This window comes from Pantoea ananatis PA13 (genome assembly GCF_000233595.1).
Taxonomy (GTDB): Bacteria; Pseudomonadota; Gammaproteobacteria; order Enterobacterales; family Enterobacteriaceae; genus Pantoea; species Pantoea ananatis.
The window spans coordinates 3390353-3407857 of sequence record NC_017554.1 but is presented as its reverse complement, the minus strand read 5'-3'; the positions used below and the strand labels follow the sequence as shown (position 1 = coordinate 3407857).

Sequence of the window (17505 nt, the reverse complement as noted above, 5' to 3'; positions counted from 1 at the left end):
CGGCAAGGCTGCGCACGGCGTCAGTCCGTCTTAAAGCTTGTCTGTGGCCCAGCGAATACCGCTGGCATATTCAGCCGGCAGCAGGGGCAACAGCGCATGCAGTGCAGCTTTGAGTCGGGGCTGATCGCTGTCGGTCAGGTTCAGATGGCCCACCTTGCGACCTTGCCGAACCGCTTTGTCATACCAGTGCAGATGGACAAGCGGCTGCTGTAGCCAGTCTGGGTTCACATCGGTGCCAATCAGGTTGATCATGACCGAGGGCGCAATGACGACCGGCTGGGGCAACGCCAGCCCCAAAATCGCGCGCAGATGCAGTTCGAACTGGCTAATCGAGGCGCCGTTCTGCGTCCAGTGTCCACTGTTATGCACCCGCGGCGCCAGCTCATTAATCAACAGACCCTGAGGCGTCACAAAACATTCCATCGCCATCACGCCAACGTAGTCAAGCGCGTGAAGGATCGCGCCCAGCATTCCTTCGGCCTGCTGCTGCTGTTCCACATCTGCCTGGGGAAAAGCGACGCTGGTCCGCAGAATGCCTTCTTCGTGCAGATTATGTGTCAGGGGATAAAACACGGTGCTGCCGTCGTGGCCGCGCGCGCCGACCAGCGACACTTCACCTGAAAAGTGAATGCCCTGTTCGACGATACACTCGCCATAGCAGTCGTCGGGTAACGTGGCCGTTTCGCTGGCCCGTAAACGCCACTGACCGCGACCGTCGTAACCCCCGGTGCGGCGTTTAACAATCGCCAGTTCACCCAGCCGAGAGAAAACCGCAGGCCACTCGCTTTTATCCGCCAGCAACTGCCAGGGCGCAGTCGCCAGATTAAGCTCGTCCAGCAGTTGCTTTTGCGTCAGGCGATCGGCCAGACGCGGAAAAATATCGCGGTTCACAAAGGCCGGATGATTCGCCAGCTCGCCCGTCAGAGCGGTTTCGGGCCAACGCTCGATTTCGGCCGTAATCACGCTTTCGGCGATAGGTAGGGCGGCGGGATCGGCATCCAGCCCCACGGGATGAACGGCAATGCCCATCGGCTCGCCCGCCTGGCGCAACATGCGGCCAAGCTGACCGTTACCCAGTACGCAAACCGGCTTCATGCGTCCTCCCGCGGATCCGGATTATCCAGCACCTCATCGGTCTGTGCCTCACGCCAGGCGGCCAGACGAGATGACAGCGCGCTGTCGTGAATCGCCAGAATCTGCGCGGCCAGTAATGCCGCATTGGCGGCACCGGCTTTACCGATTGCCAGCGTGCCGACCGGAATACCGCGCGGCATTTGCACAATAGAGTAGAGGCTGTCGACGCCGCTCAGCGCTGCGCTCTGCACAGGCACGCCCAGCACCGGCAGCAGGGTTTTTGCCGCCAGCATGCCAGGCAGGTGCGCCGCGCCACCGGCACCGGCAATGATGACCTGAAAGCCGTTATCTGCAGCCGTTTCGGCAAAGCTAAACAGCTTGTCCGGGGTACGGTGCGCTGAGACCACTTCCACATGGAAGGGCACGTCCAGGCTGGAGAGGATTTCCGCAGCGAACTGCATGGTGGACCAGTCACTTTTGGAACCCATAACAACAGCGATGCGGGCCGGGGCGGCATTCGACGACATGCGGTCAACTCCTGTGAATGAAAACACACCTGACCAGGCGGACAGGTTTTGAAGGGCAAAGAGAATAGCATGAGAAGGGCGCAAGGAAAACGGTTGCGTCGGGATTACACGTCGCGCTGGCAGGGTTTTATCGACATTCTGTTCTCTGACGTTGACGCGCAAGAAACGCTGAACTTTAGTTAACAGAGTTGCAAGGTGACTGACATGATAAGCCGCGCTGCACCCGGTTGGTAAGGGATGACGTTAACTGACAGAAAGAGGAACAGGATGATTTCACGCTGGCAACTGATTTTCAGACAAGCAGGCAGAAAACTGTGGTTCAGGGCAACTTTATTTGCCCTTGCTGCGGTTGTCAGCGCCCTGGCCTCCATTGTCTTTAAATCTGCAATTCCCCCCTCGGTTTCGGTAAAGGTGGGTGCTGACGCAGTGGACAATATCCTGAATATTCTGGCGTCCAGCATGCTGGCGGTCACCACGTTTTCCTTGAGTACGATGGTAACGGCGTTTGGTTCAGCAACTACCCATGTTACGCCGCGCGCCACGAAACTGGTCGTTGAAGACAGTACAACACAAAATGTTCTTGCGACCTTTATTGGCTCATTCCTGTTTAGTCTGGTCGGCATCATCGCACTGAATATGGGGGCTTATGGTGAACAGGGGCGAGTGATCCTGTTTGCGGTCACGCTGGTGGTCATTGCATTAATTCTGGTGACGCTTCTGCGCTGGATTCACCATCTCACCTCGCTTGGCAGCGTAGATGAAACGACCTCACGTGTGGAACGCATGGCGCTTGATGTTTTTAGCGCGCGTGCTCAATCTCCTTGTTTCGGCGCCAGGCCCTGGCGGGAAAGCGATCGTCAACCTGCGGGCACGTTTGCTGTTTATTCGGACGCTATTGGCTATGTTCAGCATATTGATATGGACAGGCTACATAAGGCGATGACAGACAGTCCTGTACATGTTTACCTGGTCGCGCAACCCGGATTTTTTGTTCATCCCGCCCGCCCGGTCATGTATGTCACCCACGCCCTGTCTGCGGAGCAACGCAAACTGATGTTGTCTGCCCTGACAATAGCCGCGTCTCGCACTTTCGCCCAGGATCCACGTTTTTGCCTGTGTGTGATGGCAGAAATCGCCTCGCGTGCGCTGTCGCCTGCGACTAATGACCCTGGCACCGCCATCGATGTGATCGGGCGAGCCGTCAGAATACTCTCCTGCTTTGCACGCGAATGTGCGGCGCCAACGGTGATCTATCCCGCCATTCACGTCGCGCCCTTGTCAGTAGACGCATTATTCGATGATTTTTTCTCACCTGTCGCGCGAGACGGCTCGGCGATAAAAGAAGTGCAGTTACGGTTACTTAAGGCGCTGGGCATGTTGTCTGTCGCCTGGCCGGATGCGTACCAGGCTGCAGCGTTGCGTCATGCGCATGAAGCCATGGCATACCTGGCGCGGGAAGCGATCATCCAGACGGACAGAGCACGAATTGAGCGCACATGGCGTGAACAATTTGGTGCAGACTATCCCCATCCCTTCCTGGATGAGAAGCTAACCGATTCGCCCTGTCAGAAGTCGAAATCGATCAGCTGAATGCCGCTGGCATCGAGTTGAATCATGGATCCCCGACTGTGCCAGGCCCCTAATACGGCACGCTGAGCGTTTACGCCATTCAGCGACAGATCGTGTATCGCGGGACGGTGCGTGTGCCCATGAATCAGCAGTGGCGCCTTATGCTGAAGCAGGGCATCGATCACGGCCTGTTGATTCACATCCATAATCTCCAGCGACTTATGCTGATTGGCCTGTTTACTGTTGGCGCGCATACGTTCTGCGATGCGTTTGCGAATAAACAGTGGCAACGCCAGGAACAGACGTTGAATCCAGGGGTTGTGGACTTTAGCGCGGAACTGCAGGTAACCCACATCGTCGGTACACAGCGTATCGCCGTGCATAATCAGCACTCGATGGCCGTAAAGCGTCAGCACGCGCGCTTCAGGCAACAGCGTCATGCCGCTGGCGCGGGCGAAACGTTGACCGATTAAGAAATCGCGATTGCCATGAATAAAGTACACCGGAACAGGCACGGCTCGCAGGGCATCAGCAACCTGTTGATGCAGGGGATTGGGATCGTCATCGCCTATCCAGGCTTCAAACAGATCGCCGAGAATATAGAGCGCGTCGCAGTGTGGGGCTTCGCGCTGTAAAAAATGCAGAAAACCGGCGGTGATCGCCGGTTCTTCCTGACACAGATGAAGATCTGCGATAAACAGCGTGCGCGGCATTACTCGCTGACGGTCACTTTCTGGATCACAACGTCGTCTTTCGGCACGTCCTGATGCATACCGCTGCGGCCGGTTGAAACGGCTTTGATTTTCTCAACCACATCCATACCTTCAACCACTTCTGCAAACACACAGTAACCCCAGCCCTGCAGGCTTTCGTCACGAAAGTTCAGGAAGTCATTGTCAGCCACGTTAATGAAAAACTGTGCGGTCGCAGAGTGCGGGGCAGAAGTCCGCGCCATCGCCAGCGTACCTTTGGTGTTTTTCAGACCGTTGTTGGCTTCGTTACGGATCTCTTCTTTGGTGGCTTTCTGCTTCATGCCGGGTTCAAAACCGCCACCCTGAATCATAAAGCCGTTAATCACACGGTGAAAAATGGTGTTGTCGTAGAAACCTTCACGGCAGTAATCCAGGAAGTTCTTTACGGTTGCGGGCGCTTTGTCATCGAAGGTCTTGATCACGATATCGCCATGGTTAGTCTGGAAAGTTACCATTTTTTTCGTCCTGTAAAGGTTGTCGTCAGTAGCATAGGGTGCGCGGTTAGGGTGCACACGCCTTTTTCTCGAACGTTCTTATATCATAATTTCCGATAATACGTCAGCCAGGCTGCGCAGTTGGCTTGCTTTGCATCGCGTGACAGATAAAAATACGGCACAATATCAGGATACTTAAAACGGTGCGTTACGCACGCTTACTACGGAAACCCCAATGCTGAAGATTTATAACACCCTGAGTCGACAAAAAGAGGAATTTACCCCTATTCATGCTGGCAAAATCGGCATGTATGTCTGCGGCATCACGGTGTATGACCTCTGTCACATTGGGCACGGGCGCACGTTTGTGGCGTTTGATGTGGTATCGCGCTATCTGCGTTACGTCGGTTTTGACGTAAATTACGTGCGCAATATTACCGATATCGACGACAAAATTATCAAGCGTGCCAACGAGAACGGCGAGAGCATCGAAACCCTGACCAATCGCATGATTGCCGAGATGCACAGCGATTTTGATGCGCTGGGCATTTTGCCGCCAGATCGGGAACCGCGCGCCACGCGCCATATTCCGGAAATCGTCGAGCTGGTGGAAAAGCTGATTGCCCGCGGTCATGCCTATGTGGCGGAAAACGGCGATGTCATGTTTGATGTGCTGAGCGATGTGGATTACGGTGCGCTGTCGCGTCAGGATCTGGACCAGCTTCAGGCCGGCGCCCGCGTTGAAGTGGCGGATGTGAAGCGTAATCCCATGGATTTCGTGCTGTGGAAGATGTCTAAAGCGGACGAACCCTCATGGCCTTCACCGTGGGGCCAGGGGCGCCCAGGCTGGCATATTGAGTGTTCAGCCATGAACTGCAAACAGCTTGGCGCGCATTTCGACATCCACGGCGGCGGATCTGACCTGATGTTCCCACATCATGAAAACGAAATCGCCCAGTCTACCTGCGCCCATGATGGTCCCTATGTGAACTACTGGATGCATTCAGGCATGGTGATGATCGATCGTGAGAAGATGTCGAAGTCGCTGAATAACTTTTTCACCGTGCGCGACGTACTGCAGCATTATGATGCCGAAACCGTGCGCTATTTCCTGATGTCCGGCCACTATCGTAGCCAGCTTAACTATGGCGAAGATAACCTGAACCAGGCACGTGCGGCGCTGGAACGTCTTTATACCGCGCTGCGACATACCGATCGCAACGCGGTTGCCGACGGCGGTGAAGCCTTCGAGGCCCGTTTCCGCGAGGCGATGGACGATGATTTTAACACTCCGGAAGCCTATTCCGTGCTGTTCGACATGGCGCGTGAAGTGAACCGTCTCAAAGGCGAAGACATGACGGCAGCCAATGCGCTGGCGGCAAAGCTACGTGAAATTGCCAACGTGCTGGGCATTCTGCAGCAGGAGCCAGAAGTGTTTCTGCAAAGCAGTGCGCAGGGCAACGATGAAGAAGTGGCAGAAATCGAACGCTGGGTGAAAGCCCGTGCCGACGCACGCGCGGCAAAAGACTGGGCGCAGGCTGATGTAGCCCGCGACAAGCTGAACGCGCTTGGCGTGATTGTCGAAGATGGCCCTCAGGGCTCCAGCTGGCGACGTAAATAACGGGCAATACAGGAGAGGGCGAGTCATCGCCCTTTTTTGTCTATGACGATAAAACAGATTCACCTTCGCGGTTTCCGCTCGGTACGCGATCTGACCCTGCCGCTTCAGCAACTGAACGTGGTAAGCGGGCCTAATGGCTGTGGTAAATCCAACCTGTATAAGGCCGTGCGCCTGCTGCACGAGGCCGCCAATGGTCGCCTGGCGTTAGCGCTGGCAGAAGAGGGCGGCATTCAAAAAGTCATGTGGGCAGGGGAACTGCATCGCAGCGCTCGTCGTCAGGATGCCAGCCGACTCATCCTCTCGGTCCTGATGGACGACATGGATTTTGAGCTTGCGGTGGGGTTTCCTCAGAAGCTTGAGACCAGCCTGTTTAACCTCGATCCGCTGGTCAAAGAAGAACGTATCTGGCTGAGTGGTCAGCAGCGGCGTCCCTCTTCCTGCATCATGCAGCGCACGAACCAGACCGCATTTTTGCATAATGTAGAAGGGGAGCGCGTAAGCTATCCGGCCGTATTACATCCCGAAGAGTCCCTGTTTGGTCAGCTCGGTGAGCCGCACCGCTATCCTGAGCTTTCTCAGATGCGTGAACGTCTGCGCCAGTGGCGCTTCTATCACGAGTTTGCCGTCTGGCCCGGTTCGCCGATTCGTGCGCCGCAGATTGGCGTGCGCGCGCCCATTCTGGCGCACGATGGCGCTAACCTCGCGGCGGCATGGGCAACCATTGTTGAGCGGGGTCATCATGAGCTGCTCTACAAGGTGACAGCGAAAGCCTTCCCTGATACCGAATTTCAGGTGGATGTCCAGAACGGCCGTTTCCAGATGCTGATGCGGCGACAGGGCATTATGCGCCCGCTGGAAAGCGCCGAGTTCTCTGACGGGACGCTGCGCTTTCTGTGCCTCGTGGTTGCACTGCTCAGCCCCCGCCCGCCTGCCTTTATGGCGCTCAACGAACCCGAGAACAGCCTGCATGAGGATTTGCTCCCGGCGCTGGCGGCGCTGATTGCTGAAGCCAGCCAGTTTAGTCAGCTGTGGATCACCAGTCACTCACCGAAGCTGGCCGCACTGATCGCGCAGCATGCAGAAGTGAATCACATTGAGCTGGAGCAGATTAACGGGGAAACGCGGATAGTTGGGGAAGAAAGGATTTAAGGTGCCCCGGGCACAGGGCACCTGACGATCAGGCAACGACAGTGATGCGCTGTCCGGCAAACTCCACCGTTTGCCCCTGAACGATTTTGCAGCGCTTACGGGTTTCAACTTCCCCATCCACTCGCACTTCACCTTCACTAATCACGACTTTGGCCTGCGCGCCGCTTTCCACCCAACCTTCCAGTTTCAGCAGATCGCAGAGATCAACGTGTGGGAATTTACCTAAAGAAAACGTCGCCATTATGCCTGCTCTCCATCGTGAAACTCTTCACATGCCTGTAAGGTATTTTCGATTAAGGTTGCGACCGTCATCGGCCCAACGCCGCCTGGAACGGGCGTGATATAAGCGGCACGCTCAGCGGCGGCATCAAAATCCACATCACCGACGACTTTGCCGCTTTCCAGACGGTTAATCCCGACGTCGATAACAATAGCGCCCGGCTTAATCCAGTCACCTGGAATAAAGTTGGGCTTGCCTACCGCGACGATCAGCAGATCGGCGTGCTCAACGTGATGGCGCAGATCGCGGGTAAAGCGGTGCGTTACGGTCGTGGTGCAGCCCGCTAACAGCAGCTCCATGCTCATTGGACGCCCCACAATGTTTGAGGCGCCCACCACGACGGCATTCAGGCCATAGGCATCAATGTTGTAGCGCTCCAGCAGCGTGACGATGCCGCGTGGTGTACAAGGGCGCAGCTTTGGTGCGCGCTGGCACAGGCGACCAACGTTATAAGGATGGAAGCCATCTACGTCTTTATCGGGCGTAATGCGCTCCAGGATTTTGACGTTATCAATGCCTGCCGGGAGCGGCAGCTGCACCAGAATGCCGTCAATCTCGTTGTCGCTGTTAAGTTTATCGATCAGCTGCAGCAACTCGGCTTCGCTGGTGGCGGCGGGCAGATCGTAAGAGCGGGAGATAAAGCCCACTTCTTCACAGGCACGACGCTTACTGCCGACGTAGATCTGCGATGCAGGGTTTTCACCCACCAGAACGACTGCCAGACCCGGAGCACGTTTACCGGCTGCCAGACGTTGCTTCACTTTTTCTGCAACCTCAAGCCGTACCTGCTGCGCAATCGTTTTACCGTCAATAATTTTTGCTGCCATCAGAGCGTAAATCCACTGTGTTGAGTTTAAGTCGGGGATGGCGCCTATTTTGTCAGAAGCACGTCCGGCTGTCAGGTAGAGATTCTTGCAGCAGGTTGGTTTACGACATTTCGCCGTGACGAAAGTGTGGGTTAACGCTTATGATGCCAGACAGGGACCTTACTGGATGACGTGATGATTTGGTTAATGCTTGCCACTCTGGCTGTTGTATTTGTTGTAGGATTTCAGTTGCTGACCGCCGGTTCACGCCATGCCGCACAGGCACTCAGCAAGCGTCTGCAACTGCCGCCGGTCCATATTGAATCAATGCTGTCGCAGATGGGTAAAGAGGCGGCGAAAGAGTTTACTGATTACATCGCGGGTGATAACGAAGCACACTTAAACAACGGCGCAGCGGTTTTGCTGATTTGGCAGGTGCTGATTGTGGATGGCAGCGATGAAAATACCTGGCGCTGGCACAGCGTGCTAACCCGAGCCGGTTTCTCTGCCACGCTTACCCGACAGCAACTGTTGTTGGCACTGGGCTTTTTGCGCCAGTTAGAGCCCGACAGCCAGGAGCTGAATGCGCTTCGCGAGCAATACAACGCGCGCGTAACGCAGCAGGGCGTTGAGCTGGAAGGGGAAACGACAAAAGTAAGCAATCTGGTCTCGCTCAGCGCCTGGCGCGACCGTCATTAGCGCAAATTGGTTATTACCTGGGCACTCGCCGCGCCTCAGCGGCAAAAACGTTGACGTAACAGCGTTCAACCGTATAATTCGACCCAACCTCTCCGCGCCCTTAGCTCAGCTGGATAGAGCACCGGCCTTCTAAGCCGTAGGTCACAGGTTCGAATCCTGTAGGGCGCGCCAATATATTTCAATGACTTAAGCAAGCTTCAAGCCTACCTGATTTTCTCCTTGTGTCGTATTTGTGTCGTTATCACCCAAAAGTGAGTCAATTTTGCGCGCATGTTCGGTCAGGTGGTTAGGTGCCAGGTGTGCATACCTGCGTACCATTTCGATGCTTTCCCATCCCCCCATTTCCTGCAATGCAGAAAGTGGAACACCTGCCTGAATCAGCCAGCTTGCCCAGGTATGCCGTAAGTCATGAAAACGGAAATCCTCAATGCCTGCCCGCTTGAGTCCTATCCGCCACGCCGTGTTATCATCACAGCGCATTTTCCGGACTGATGGCGTTTTGGTGCCGTCTGGTCTGGTTGCCTCCTTCGTGTGAACAAAAACCCATCGTGAATGCTTTCCTATCTGCTCCTTCAGCACCCGGCATGCGGTATCATTCAACGCCACGCCAATAGCCTTGCCCGCTTTGGCGTTCTCCGGATTTATCCATGCCACTTTCCTTTGCATATCAACCTGAGTCCATTCCAGATCCAAAATGTTTGAACGGCGTAACCCGGTGGACAGCGCAAACACCACAACCGGTCTGATGCTGTCTGGCATGCAGTCGATGAGCCTGTTTGCTTCCTCTCTGGTCAGCCAGCGAATCCTTTTGCTTACGGGCTTCTTGGTCTTGATAACTGGCGCGGTCTTTATCCATCCCCATTCGTTAGCCGCGGCACGAAGAAGTGACCGCATAAAAGAAAGGTAATGGCTTTTGGTTCCTGCGCTGACTGGCCGGTCTTTGTATTCAGGAACAGGCTTGCTGTCCCTTATGGCCGCATCGCGCTGTATCTCCCATTTCCTGCGGTGGTTGCGGTTGATCATCCTGCCAACAATCTTCTGCACCTCCTCGCCGGTAATAGAAGCAATATCCCGTCCTGAGAAATAACCAAGAAAGAACTCAATCTTTACCTTGTCATCATCCAGGCTTCGCTTGTGCTCTTTCTCATCAAGCCAGCGCATACATGCCTCCTCGAAAGACCTCAAAGGCAGGTCGCCTATCTCCTCGACCCGCCACGCCTCCGCTTTCAGCCTGTCGTGCAACTCCTGCGCTTGCTTTTTGTCCGCTGTGTTAAGCGATCGCCTAACTCTTTTGCCATTCGGGGTAAAGAAATGACAGTGCCATACCCCGCCTCTGAGGGTGATTGACATGATGGACCTCCGTTTGTGCCATCACCCATGCTCGCCGGGCGATTCTGTGATGGATTGCGAACATAATCAATACAGGCGGAGCGAAGCACCAGGTACTTGCCGCTGCCACCACCTGTTCTGCGCGCCGGCAACTCTCCGCGGCGGATCAGGTTACTTACTGTTCTTGCTGAAACTTTCAGGTAAAGCGCGGCCTCGGCAAGCGTCAATGGCTCGTCGTTTTCCATATCTACTCCTCAGGTGGCTTGCTGCGTTTGAATGCGTAAATGAGCGCGATGAGAAGGGCGATTGAGATTAAGTCGCCCGGGTCGGCGGTGATGGTGATGTTCATGCTGCAGCACTCTTGCGAATGACTTGGCGAAAACCTCCCTCGGTTAAATGAACACTGGTATCCAGCTCATTACCCCATGAATCCCAACCCTGATCGGCGGTGCGGGCGAACAACTCAATGCGCGGAACGTCGCCGATGAGTTTTACCAGGCTGTCGCGGATAACCTGTGGTTTAGCGCTGTGCTCCATGCGTGGCGCGCTGATGTGCTGGCATATGGATGCATCCATGCGCTCTGGAAGCCGACCTTTCACTGCAAACAGGCAATCTTCGCTGTTCGCCCGTGTCATGTGGCCCATGCCGATCGCGCTGTTCCCTTTGAGCTTGTTCGTCTTATGCCAGGTAAAGCCTTTCATTGTCATTAGCCGAAAGCCCCACGACTCGACAACCCTCAACGCTTCCAGAGGCTGAGTTGGCACCCACCACATAGCAAGCAGGCAGGAATCAGGATCGGCAAGTGACCACACCGGCAAACGACAGATATCCTGCAGCGTCATAACCGGGTATTTGTGACATGCACCGCGGCTGCCATCATTGGCCTTGTCGCGGTATGACCATGGCGGATCGGCGTAAATGAGCCGGTACTTTCCGGACATAACAACTCCTCACGCAGAGCGCGATAAAGATAAATGAGGTGGGTTATTTGCTTCTGGACTGAAGCTCTTCTGCTGTTGGCTCGATGTACCACTCCTGACAGCATCTTCGGCATCGGTATTTAAATTGCAGTCCTAGCCAGTCAACCATCTGAACCTGCTCACTACCACAACATTCACAGTCACCGCATAGGCGGATTGCCGCATCACGCCTGGCAAGAATTTCCATCAGGCGCTCAGTAAAAGTTTTGCTCACTGTCTTATCTCCCTGTCTACCTGCCGCACAAAATAGCTCAGCCACAGCTTTGCTGTGAAGGTATCTGGCGGCAGGGCGGTGATTGATTTGGCGTGTTTATCGAGGATAGCGGTGGTGATGGCGTCGTGGTCTGCTTTAGGCTTGCCGTCAGTGGCTTTGATGATTTCCTGTCTGCACTTGCGGGCTACGGCGCGGATGGCGTTTTCAGTTTCCGGCGTCATCGGTCAGCCTTATTTGCGATTTTTCGCCAGAATGTCTTTATATTGTTTCTTTGTGATGTAAACGTCGCTTGTACTAGCTCGCGGACGATCCAGGAAATACTCATTCACATCCGAAGCAAGCTCAGAGGCAGTAAAGTCATCCACGCAGCCCGTGCCGATGAAGCAAACCTCTTTATCTCTGTCTTGACGCGCGCACGTTGCACCTTCAGGCCAGCCACCACGCTTTGGCAACTCATGCGCCAATAATTCAAGTAAAGTCATGCTACCCTCCGGTTTTTATTGGCAAACTCAATACGTTCGTAGTCCTCGCAGCACTCTGGTGAGCAGAAGAATCCGGTCGATACCTTATCTTCGCAGTAATGGCAGGTGCCGGTGAATTGCATTGTCGGATGCTGACGGTTGGCCAATGCCAGGTCAATCATGTGCTGCGTGTGTTCGGCAGCTTCGTCGAGAATATCTGCGCACATAGTGGTTACTCCTGAATTTGGGCGTAAAAAAACCTGCCGGAGCAGGTTGGTTATTCGGGGATGGTTGGTTTTTCGAATAGTGGGTATGGAATTCTCTGTGGGAACATGGATTTTGCCTCGCTATAAGAGCCACAGTAAACGCCCTTAACCTCCCACGCGACGGGGTTGTTAAATGCCTTGCGATATGCCTGTATCTCCCTCGCCATAGCGATTCGCTCATCCCAACTCACAACGCAAATAACATTATCGCTGGCTAGCTCATCAATGCGCGCATCACTAATCATCCTGACCTCCCGGCGCTGCTGCCAGCTTGCGCAAATCTGACTCAATCTCTTCGGCCCAATCCTGCCACTCCTGCGGCAATGAGTTTTTGGCTCCAGCTATGTGATTGGCGATACGATACAAGCCATCGCTTACTGGCTGTGCGGTGGCGTTAAGGCGATCCAGAGCAAAGCGCATAACCTTAAGCTGCATTGCGTCATCTTCATCCAGGCCAAAAGGAAGCTCATCGCAGATGTTTTCCAGTTCGGCAATCTGCGGCTTTAGCCAATCAATCAGCGCCTGCACATCACCTACAAATGGATTGGGGGAATTAGTTGTCATGTTTGGCCTCCGAAAAACCTAATGCGGTGCGAATCTGTTTAGCGCGGTCTTCGCTTCCGTCCTGAATGCCCATGCGATAGACCATTCCTAAAAGAGCGTGCATCTGTTCCCAGTCATCGCGACTCAGTTTGGTTGCCAGGCGGGTTACGACTTTACCGCTCGACTTGAGAGTGAAAGAGGTTTCTTTTTCTTTGCTGTCGTAATGACGGACGAACTTATCCATATCAACCCGCCTTATCCGCAGTGTCATGGGTGCCGGAGCGGAGGCTTGCAGCTATTTGAGCACCTTCATAAACAGCACCCGCTGCCACGCCAATTTCTTTAGCGTCAAACACTCCTTCATCAATCAGCGTTTGCAACCTTGATGTCAGAATTTCCACGCCTTCCGCCCGCACCGAGTTCATGTAAGCGTCGGTGGCTGGCGCTCGTTTACGTAACAACTCAAGCGCCTCGCTATGCGTCAGGAAGCCGTTGGAGCCGCCGTTGCTGACCATATTGCTGTCAAACCACTCCTGGAGGTCGCGGGGATTCAAATCGTCAGGCATTTCAATAATTGCTTCGTCAGTGGTGCCTTCCAGCCATTCTTTGGCAGAAAGAATGTCCCCCTGAGACAGGCAGAGAAGCGCGGCCTGAGCGCCCATCATTGTTTTGTGCAACATCCAGGATGTATTCAGTTCGCTTGCAGCACTGCGAAGATTGGTATCGCTCTCCGCCGCCAGCGCATCCAGCCTCTGCTGCAACTCATCAAACTTGCGTACCAGATAAACCGGTAATTCTTCGTTAATACGCATGTCGCCAGGTAAGCATTTGCCCGCCAGTAACCCGCGCATTTCGTGTTCGGTGATTTTCATTTCCCTTCTCCTGAATCCGCTACAGACACCACGACAAGCTCATCGTTATCGAATGACTCTTGCTTATCGTTGATGTAACAAAGCACCTTACTGGCAAGGTGCCTGACGTTGGTAACCATGGCTAACTGCTCATCGGCTAATACGATGAACATGAAGCTGTTGAGGCGATAGGCCGGTATACGGCATTGCCTGCGGTGAAGTGTTTGCATGGGAGTGTGTCCGGTTAGTCAAACAGGCCGGGATTGATGCCTTTTTTGATTAAGCGCGCCCGGCGTTTAGCGGCTTCGATATGCTGCTGGCGTTTATCTTCTCCGCGCTCTGCCAGTGACCGGCGACTGATGATCATGGTTTGCGGTCTTGCTGGCGTGATTCGACTGGTGCTGATTAGCGTGTAGGTATAATCGGTGCATCCATCAACCGGCACCGGATTGGCTGCCTCAATCACCGCCGTCTTACCGCGCAAACAGCCGCGCATCAGCCCGTTAAACTCACCGAGCGTCACATGAAAAAAGGCGCTTAATTCGCGCCCTGTTTGTGGTCTTTTGGATAGCTGGAAGGTGACTTTCTCTTTGAATCCGCTGTTCGGGTGATTGTTGCGCCGGTACTGAGCGAGCTTTCTCATTTCAGAACCTCGCTACTTAATAACCAAAGATGGCTTCCCGATCCGTATGATCGCCCCGGGGATATCAATTCCAGCCTCTAACTGATGCTTAATTGCCAACTTGTCAGGCTTTATTGTGGTCTCGTACTCTACAAAATCGGTAGGTAATGCATTGGCATCAGTTATTTCTACCGATTTAGATGGGGCGCGAACTGTCACCTGATGAATCCCCGCTTTAAGGGTTTTCTTTCCCGCCGCATCAAGAGAGAGAGCAATGTATTCCTTCATGCTTGCGATTCGATTTTCTGTGGCTCTGGCGCGTTCAGTAAGGTTTTTTGCCTCATCCTTGAGAGCAGCAACCATTGCCAGCTCGTTCTTGCATATAGCCAGTATCTGCTCAACCTTTCCCTCTAACTCCCACTCAATCGCATCAAGCGTATCGGCAATTAATTCAGGCTCCATGCCAGAGTCGCACAGCTTCGCGAATTCATTTGCGATTTGATATAAGGCTGTCATTGAGTCACCTCAAGCTTGGATTTTGCTTCGGCATAAATCTGCTGAACGTTTTTCTGCAGCGGCATGCCATTGGTCATGCGATAGGCTTGCTGGAAAAGACCTTTAAGCTCATTTAGTGTTTCGGCCATTCCCATCTGATCGCAAAGCTCAGAAACCTTATTTTCAGTTTCTGTCTGTCGCTGGCTTTCACCTTCAATCACTCGCTCGGTTGGCGTATGAGACATTACAGGCTCAGTGAAAACGCCCTCATCCTCATTCAGCATGTTGGTGGCGTTATCCAGACGCTCAGCTCGAGGCCAGTATTTGCTCGCGCGCTTGACGATCGTCTTACGCGCCATCTCTGACCAGAAGTTTTTCCATGGCCCGTTTTTAGCTTTGCTGGTTGCTTCCGTTTGCTTAATTTCCGCCAAGCTCATCTCTTCCGTGAGATAATCACCGTCGCAGGTTTTAACTGTGCAATAACCGCCAACTACTTCGCCTCGATGCTCAGGAGATGCAAAGGCGTTGTATTTGTGCGTGGGTGCTTTATCGAGGCCATTCGATTCGTAGCTGTCATTTGCATGCACAAGCTTGCACTGGCCCCAGCGAATTACGCCTGCTGACTGGGCTATGTGGAGTAAACCCATATAGGAAATATCGAGGCAAACCATGCCATCCCTTGGAACCAGGTAAGCCAGCTTGCTTGCAGGGTTAAGGCTGATACCAATGGCTGCCACGTTTATGATTGCGTTCTGCGCGCTGGTTGGGTTGGCTATTGCGGTTTTGGCTAGGAAGTCGTTTTTCTGAAATAATTGAATGGCGAACTGGCTTTCCTTTGACCATGTAACAGACTGGTCAGTCACAGCGCCGGAAAAAAGCGACTCCTGAGACTTCACGAACTCAACAATATTCATCACGCCACCTCGTCAAAGCTGTTTTTAATGGTCCAGATTGCAATTGCCCGCTCGCGCCGTGCCACCTTCACCATCATGTCGCGCAGGAACGCTTCAGCCTCAATGTGCTGGTCGTCGTCCTCATCGAACATCTCAATAGCTGGGTAGTCGAAAAAACGTGTCAGGAACTGGCAGGCGGGCGCAATCAGCGGGTTAATCTTGTGACGTTCCATGTTGTCATCGACTTCCTTGCCGATGCGCTCTAATTCATCATCAGGAAGGGTGTCTGCAATATCCTGAATCTCGCGTTTTTCTTTGATGTTGAATCTCATTTGCACGCCCTCCTTAACAGCTTCATTGCCATAGCCCACTTAACCTTGTCGCCGTATAGCTGAGCCTCTCTTGAAAGCTCCTGAGCGCGTTTAAAGAAGTTGGTTTTCATGGCTATGGCCTCCCAGGCTGTGTAAGCGTGTCAATGAACCAGCGGCCAATACGGCGAAGCTGTTCGGTTAAGCGGGAAAGTTGAGACGTGTTTAATGAGGCGACACCCACGATGGTGCCGCCCGCGATGGCATAGTTCATCGTGGGTATCCTGTGTTAGATAATTAGTAGGTGATGCTGGTATGGGGAATAAGATCGTCTTTCAGTGCTACAAGCGTTTTGATTGCGTCATCACGTGACAGGCCAGCGTGCGCAATTAGTGCGTTGACTACTGCTGTGCCAATTGCCTTGCGATGTGCTTCATTTGCTGCCCGCGCAGCTGCGTCATCAGCGATGCGCCTTTCTTCAGCTTTGCGTGCGTCTTCTGCTGCTTCAGCCTTGCGGCGCTCAGCTTCGATAGCCTCCTGCTTTTCCCGCTCTGCGCGCTGGGCTGCTTCAATGCGCTGGCGCTCTGCCAGTTCTGCCGCTTCACGCTTTTCACGCTCTGCGCGTTCTTGCGCAGCTTTGGCATCAGCCTCAGCTTTTTCCTTTGCTGCCTGCAAATCGGCTTCGCGTTTGGCTGCAGCATCACGTTCACGCTGTGCTGCTTGTTCGGCTTCAATGCGAGCCTGTTCAGCAGCCTGGCGACGAATTTCCTCTTCGTGTGCAATGCGCTTACGCTCTGCTTCTGCAGCAGCTTCCGCACGCTCACGATCAATCTTCTCATCCATGAGGAGGGCGATTTCGTAATCTGATTCGATTTGCGCCGCCATCTTCTCAGCGGCAATGCGCGCCTCTTCCTCGGCTTTAATGCGCTCCTGCTCAGCTTCCCACTCAGCGCGTGGTGCGAGTATTGCGTCACGAATCAGATCACATTCCCGGGTAAAGCGGCGAAGCTCTTCTTCGGCTGGCTTGACGGCCTCTTTGAGGTGTCTCAGGTAAGCACGCCCAGGCTCTTCGATAGCTTTTTTGCTGGCACCAACAGAGCGGGCGAGTGATCCGATTCGGTCGCGCCCTTTTTTCGTGCTTACATCAGGAACCTCTTTCGCAAACTGGCGAATTTGATCAAGGTAAGCATCAAGGCCATTCTTTACATAAAGTGCAGGTGCCTGTTCCGGCTTTATTTCAACCAAGGCTAAATCCGTTGACTCGCTCATTTCGTTATCCTTCAGGAAAAAGAAAGGCCGACATTGCGCCGGCCGTTAAGGGTATTACTGTCTGGTTATCTGAGCCCTCTAAAGGCGTTGGTGCGTAGCACCTCAAAGCCGTCTAAACAGACAGCTTTACGGTGTCACTCAGTTGGGGGAGAAAACCATGGGGTCCAATGAGAAACCTTGGATGCAAGGAAACCCTCGTGATAATCATCAACGCGTGAAATGAACCACAAATCACACTCGCCTTCATCGCTCTTTATTTCTTCAACTGAGAACGCCTCGAGCTGCACCTCACCATTTACAACAACAGCCACTGCTTCCTCATCATTTGGCATTTGCTCACTGCACTTAATCCATTCCATCCT

Annotated in this window: 27 protein-coding genes and 1 tRNA gene; 5 read left to right on the top strand and 23 right to left on the bottom strand. The window is 53.8% G+C overall.

All coding sequences use genetic code 11. The annotated features are described in order from the left end of the window. Positions 1 to 30 precede the first annotated feature (30 nt). Together purK and purE are read right to left on the bottom strand one after the other, a co-directional pair. Complete coding sequence (gene purK / locus PAGR_RS16190; RefSeq protein ID WP_014606411.1) at positions 31 to 1095, bottom strand: 5-(carboxyamino)imidazole ribonucleotide synthase; 1065 nt, start codon at positions 1093 to 1095, stop codon at positions 31 to 33. Next, positions 1092 to 1601, bottom strand: a complete 510-nt coding sequence (purE, locus tag PAGR_RS16185; RefSeq protein ID WP_014606410.1) for a 5-(carboxyamino)imidazole ribonucleotide mutase — start codon at positions 1599 to 1601, stop codon at positions 1092 to 1094. Before purE ends, purK begins: the two co-directional genes overlap by 4 nt. A 267-nt stretch (positions 1602 to 1868) precedes the next feature. Here purE and PAGR_RS16180 point away from each other — a divergent pair, with 267 nt between their 5' ends. Beyond that, positions 1869 to 3191 carry a DUF2254 domain-containing protein gene (locus PAGR_RS16180; protein WP_014606409.1) on the top strand — a complete coding sequence of 441 codons (1323 nt, stop codon included), beginning with the start codon at positions 1869 to 1871 and terminating at the stop codon, positions 3189 to 3191. On the opposite strand, the gene lpxH is transcribed toward PAGR_RS16180, so the two are convergent. Both lpxH and ppiB read right to left on the bottom strand, forming a co-directional pair. After that, positions 3167 to 3883: a UDP-2,3-diacylglucosamine diphosphatase gene (gene lpxH, locus PAGR_RS16175; RefSeq protein ID WP_014593109.1), complete on the bottom strand. Its 717-nt coding sequence runs from the start codon at positions 3881 to 3883 to the stop codon at positions 3167 to 3169. The two genes, PAGR_RS16180 and lpxH, sit on opposite strands and share 25 nt — an antisense overlap. After that, complete coding sequence (gene ppiB, locus PAGR_RS16170) at positions 3883 to 4377, bottom strand: peptidylprolyl isomerase B (protein ID WP_014593110.1); 495 nt, start codon at positions 4375 to 4377, stop codon at positions 3883 to 3885. The genes lpxH and ppiB overlap by 1 nt, the downstream gene beginning before the upstream one ends. Positions 4378 to 4591: 214 nt before the next feature. Here ppiB and cysS point away from each other — a divergent pair, with 214 nt between their 5' ends. Then, a complete protein-coding gene (gene cysS / locus PAGR_RS16165; RefSeq protein WP_014606408.1) occupies positions 4592 to 5977 on the top strand; it encodes a cysteine--tRNA ligase in 1386 nt (461 codons plus the stop codon). Between the two features lie 42 nt (positions 5978 to 6019). Continuing rightward, positions 6020 to 7126 (top strand): AAA family ATPase, encoded by a 1107-nt coding sequence (locus tag PAGR_RS16160; RefSeq protein WP_014593112.1) that lies wholly within the window; start codon positions 6020 to 6022, stop codon positions 7124 to 7126. A gap of 28 nt (positions 7127 to 7154) precedes the next feature. On the opposite strand, the gene ybcJ is transcribed toward PAGR_RS16160, so the two are convergent. Next, positions 7155 to 7367, bottom strand: a complete 213-nt coding sequence (ybcJ, locus tag PAGR_RS16155; RefSeq protein WP_013024949.1) for a ribosome-associated protein YbcJ — start codon at positions 7365 to 7367, stop codon at positions 7155 to 7157. Next, complete coding sequence (folD, locus tag PAGR_RS16150) at positions 7367 to 8233, bottom strand: bifunctional methylenetetrahydrofolate dehydrogenase/methenyltetrahydrofolate cyclohydrolase FolD (RefSeq protein ID WP_013024950.1); 867 nt, start codon at positions 8231 to 8233, stop codon at positions 7367 to 7369. The genes ybcJ and folD overlap by 1 nt, the downstream gene beginning before the upstream one ends. A 174-nt stretch (positions 8234 to 8407) precedes the next feature. On the opposite strand from folD, the gene PAGR_RS16145 reads away from it, so the two are divergent. Next, positions 8408 to 8911, top strand: a complete 504-nt coding sequence (locus PAGR_RS16145) for a DUF1198 family protein (protein WP_014606407.1) — start codon at positions 8408 to 8410, stop codon at positions 8909 to 8911. Positions 8912 to 9005: 94 nt separating this feature from the next. Further along, a tRNA-Arg gene (locus tag PAGR_RS16140) sits at positions 9006 to 9082 on the top strand. A 15-nt stretch (positions 9083 to 9097) separates the two neighbouring features. Here PAGR_RS16140 and PAGR_RS16135 read toward each other — a convergent pair. From PAGR_RS16135 to PAGR_RS16060, 17 genes are all read right to left on the bottom strand, one after another. Then, a complete protein-coding gene (locus tag PAGR_RS16135) occupies positions 9098 to 10255 on the bottom strand; it encodes a tyrosine-type recombinase/integrase (RefSeq protein WP_237711090.1) in 1158 nt (385 codons plus the stop codon). Next, complete coding sequence (locus PAGR_RS24190) at positions 10138 to 10485, bottom strand: helix-turn-helix domain-containing protein (RefSeq protein ID WP_014606405.1); 348 nt, start codon at positions 10483 to 10485, stop codon at positions 10138 to 10140. Before PAGR_RS24190 ends, PAGR_RS16135 begins: the two co-directional genes overlap by 118 nt. Before the next feature lie 100 nt (positions 10486 to 10585). Then, a complete protein-coding gene (locus tag PAGR_RS16130) occupies positions 10586 to 11182 on the bottom strand; it encodes an MT-A70 family methyltransferase (RefSeq protein ID WP_014606404.1) in 597 nt (198 codons plus the stop codon). Positions 11183 to 11431: 249 nt separating this feature from the next. Continuing rightward, entirely contained in the window at positions 11432 to 11656 is a 225-nt protein-coding gene (locus PAGR_RS16120) for a hypothetical protein (RefSeq protein ID WP_014606403.1), read from the bottom strand. A 9-nt stretch (positions 11657 to 11665) separates the two neighbouring features. Further along, positions 11666 to 11917, bottom strand: a complete 252-nt coding sequence (locus PAGR_RS16115; RefSeq protein ID WP_044042434.1) for a hypothetical protein — start codon at positions 11915 to 11917, stop codon at positions 11666 to 11668. Beyond that, a complete protein-coding gene (locus tag PAGR_RS16110; RefSeq protein ID WP_044042433.1) occupies positions 11914 to 12123 on the bottom strand; it encodes a hypothetical protein in 210 nt (69 codons plus the stop codon). Before PAGR_RS16110 ends, PAGR_RS16115 begins: the two co-directional genes overlap by 4 nt. Positions 12124 to 12399: 276 nt before the next feature. Beyond that, positions 12400 to 12726, bottom strand: a complete 327-nt coding sequence (locus PAGR_RS16100; RefSeq protein WP_044042430.1) for a hypothetical protein — start codon at positions 12724 to 12726, stop codon at positions 12400 to 12402. Next, positions 12716 to 12949, bottom strand: coding sequence for a hypothetical protein (locus PAGR_RS16095; protein ID WP_014606402.1), 234 nt, complete (start codon positions 12947 to 12949; stop codon positions 12716 to 12718). The genes PAGR_RS16100 and PAGR_RS16095 overlap by 11 nt, the downstream gene beginning before the upstream one ends. 1 nt (position 12950) lies before the next feature. Beyond that, positions 12951 to 13577, bottom strand: coding sequence for a YfdS family phage-associated protein (locus tag PAGR_RS24185; RefSeq protein WP_014606401.1), 627 nt, complete (start codon positions 13575 to 13577; stop codon positions 12951 to 12953). Beyond that, positions 13574 to 13786, bottom strand: a complete 213-nt coding sequence (locus tag PAGR_RS23770) for a hypothetical protein (RefSeq protein WP_151243573.1) — start codon at positions 13784 to 13786, stop codon at positions 13574 to 13576. The genes PAGR_RS24185 and PAGR_RS23770 overlap by 4 nt, the downstream gene beginning before the upstream one ends. Positions 13787 to 13800: 14 nt before the next feature. Then, positions 13801 to 14199, bottom strand: coding sequence for a hypothetical protein (locus tag PAGR_RS16085; protein ID WP_014606400.1), 399 nt, complete (start codon positions 14197 to 14199; stop codon positions 13801 to 13803). A 12-nt stretch (positions 14200 to 14211) separates the two neighbouring features. Then, positions 14212 to 14694, bottom strand: coding sequence for a siphovirus Gp157 family protein (locus tag PAGR_RS16080; protein ID WP_014606399.1), 483 nt, complete (start codon positions 14692 to 14694; stop codon positions 14212 to 14214). After that, positions 14691 to 15590, bottom strand: coding sequence for a RecT family recombinase (locus tag PAGR_RS16075; RefSeq protein WP_193372487.1), 900 nt, complete (start codon positions 15588 to 15590; stop codon positions 14691 to 14693). The genes PAGR_RS16080 and PAGR_RS16075 overlap by 4 nt, the downstream gene beginning before the upstream one ends. Next, positions 15587 to 15898 carry a hypothetical protein gene (locus tag PAGR_RS16070; RefSeq protein ID WP_014606397.1) on the bottom strand — a complete coding sequence of 104 codons (312 nt, stop codon included), beginning with the start codon at positions 15896 to 15898 and terminating at the stop codon, positions 15587 to 15589. Before PAGR_RS16070 ends, PAGR_RS16075 begins: the two co-directional genes overlap by 4 nt. A 112-nt stretch (positions 15899 to 16010) precedes the next feature. Beyond that, positions 16011 to 16148: a protease FtsH-inhibitory lysogeny factor CIII gene (locus PAGR_RS23765; protein ID WP_151243572.1), complete on the bottom strand. Its 138-nt coding sequence runs from the start codon at positions 16146 to 16148 to the stop codon at positions 16011 to 16013. Positions 16149 to 16171: 23 nt separating this feature from the next. Beyond that, positions 16172 to 17143 carry a coiled-coil domain-containing protein gene (locus PAGR_RS16065; protein WP_014606396.1) on the bottom strand — a complete coding sequence of 324 codons (972 nt, stop codon included), beginning with the start codon at positions 17141 to 17143 and terminating at the stop codon, positions 16172 to 16174. A 134-nt stretch (positions 17144 to 17277) separates the two neighbouring features. After that, on the bottom strand, positions 17278 to 17502 hold the full coding sequence (locus PAGR_RS16060) for a DUF551 domain-containing protein (RefSeq protein WP_044042428.1): 225 nt from the start codon (positions 17500 to 17502) through the stop codon (positions 17278 to 17280). Positions 17503 to 17505: the final 3 nt, after the last annotated feature.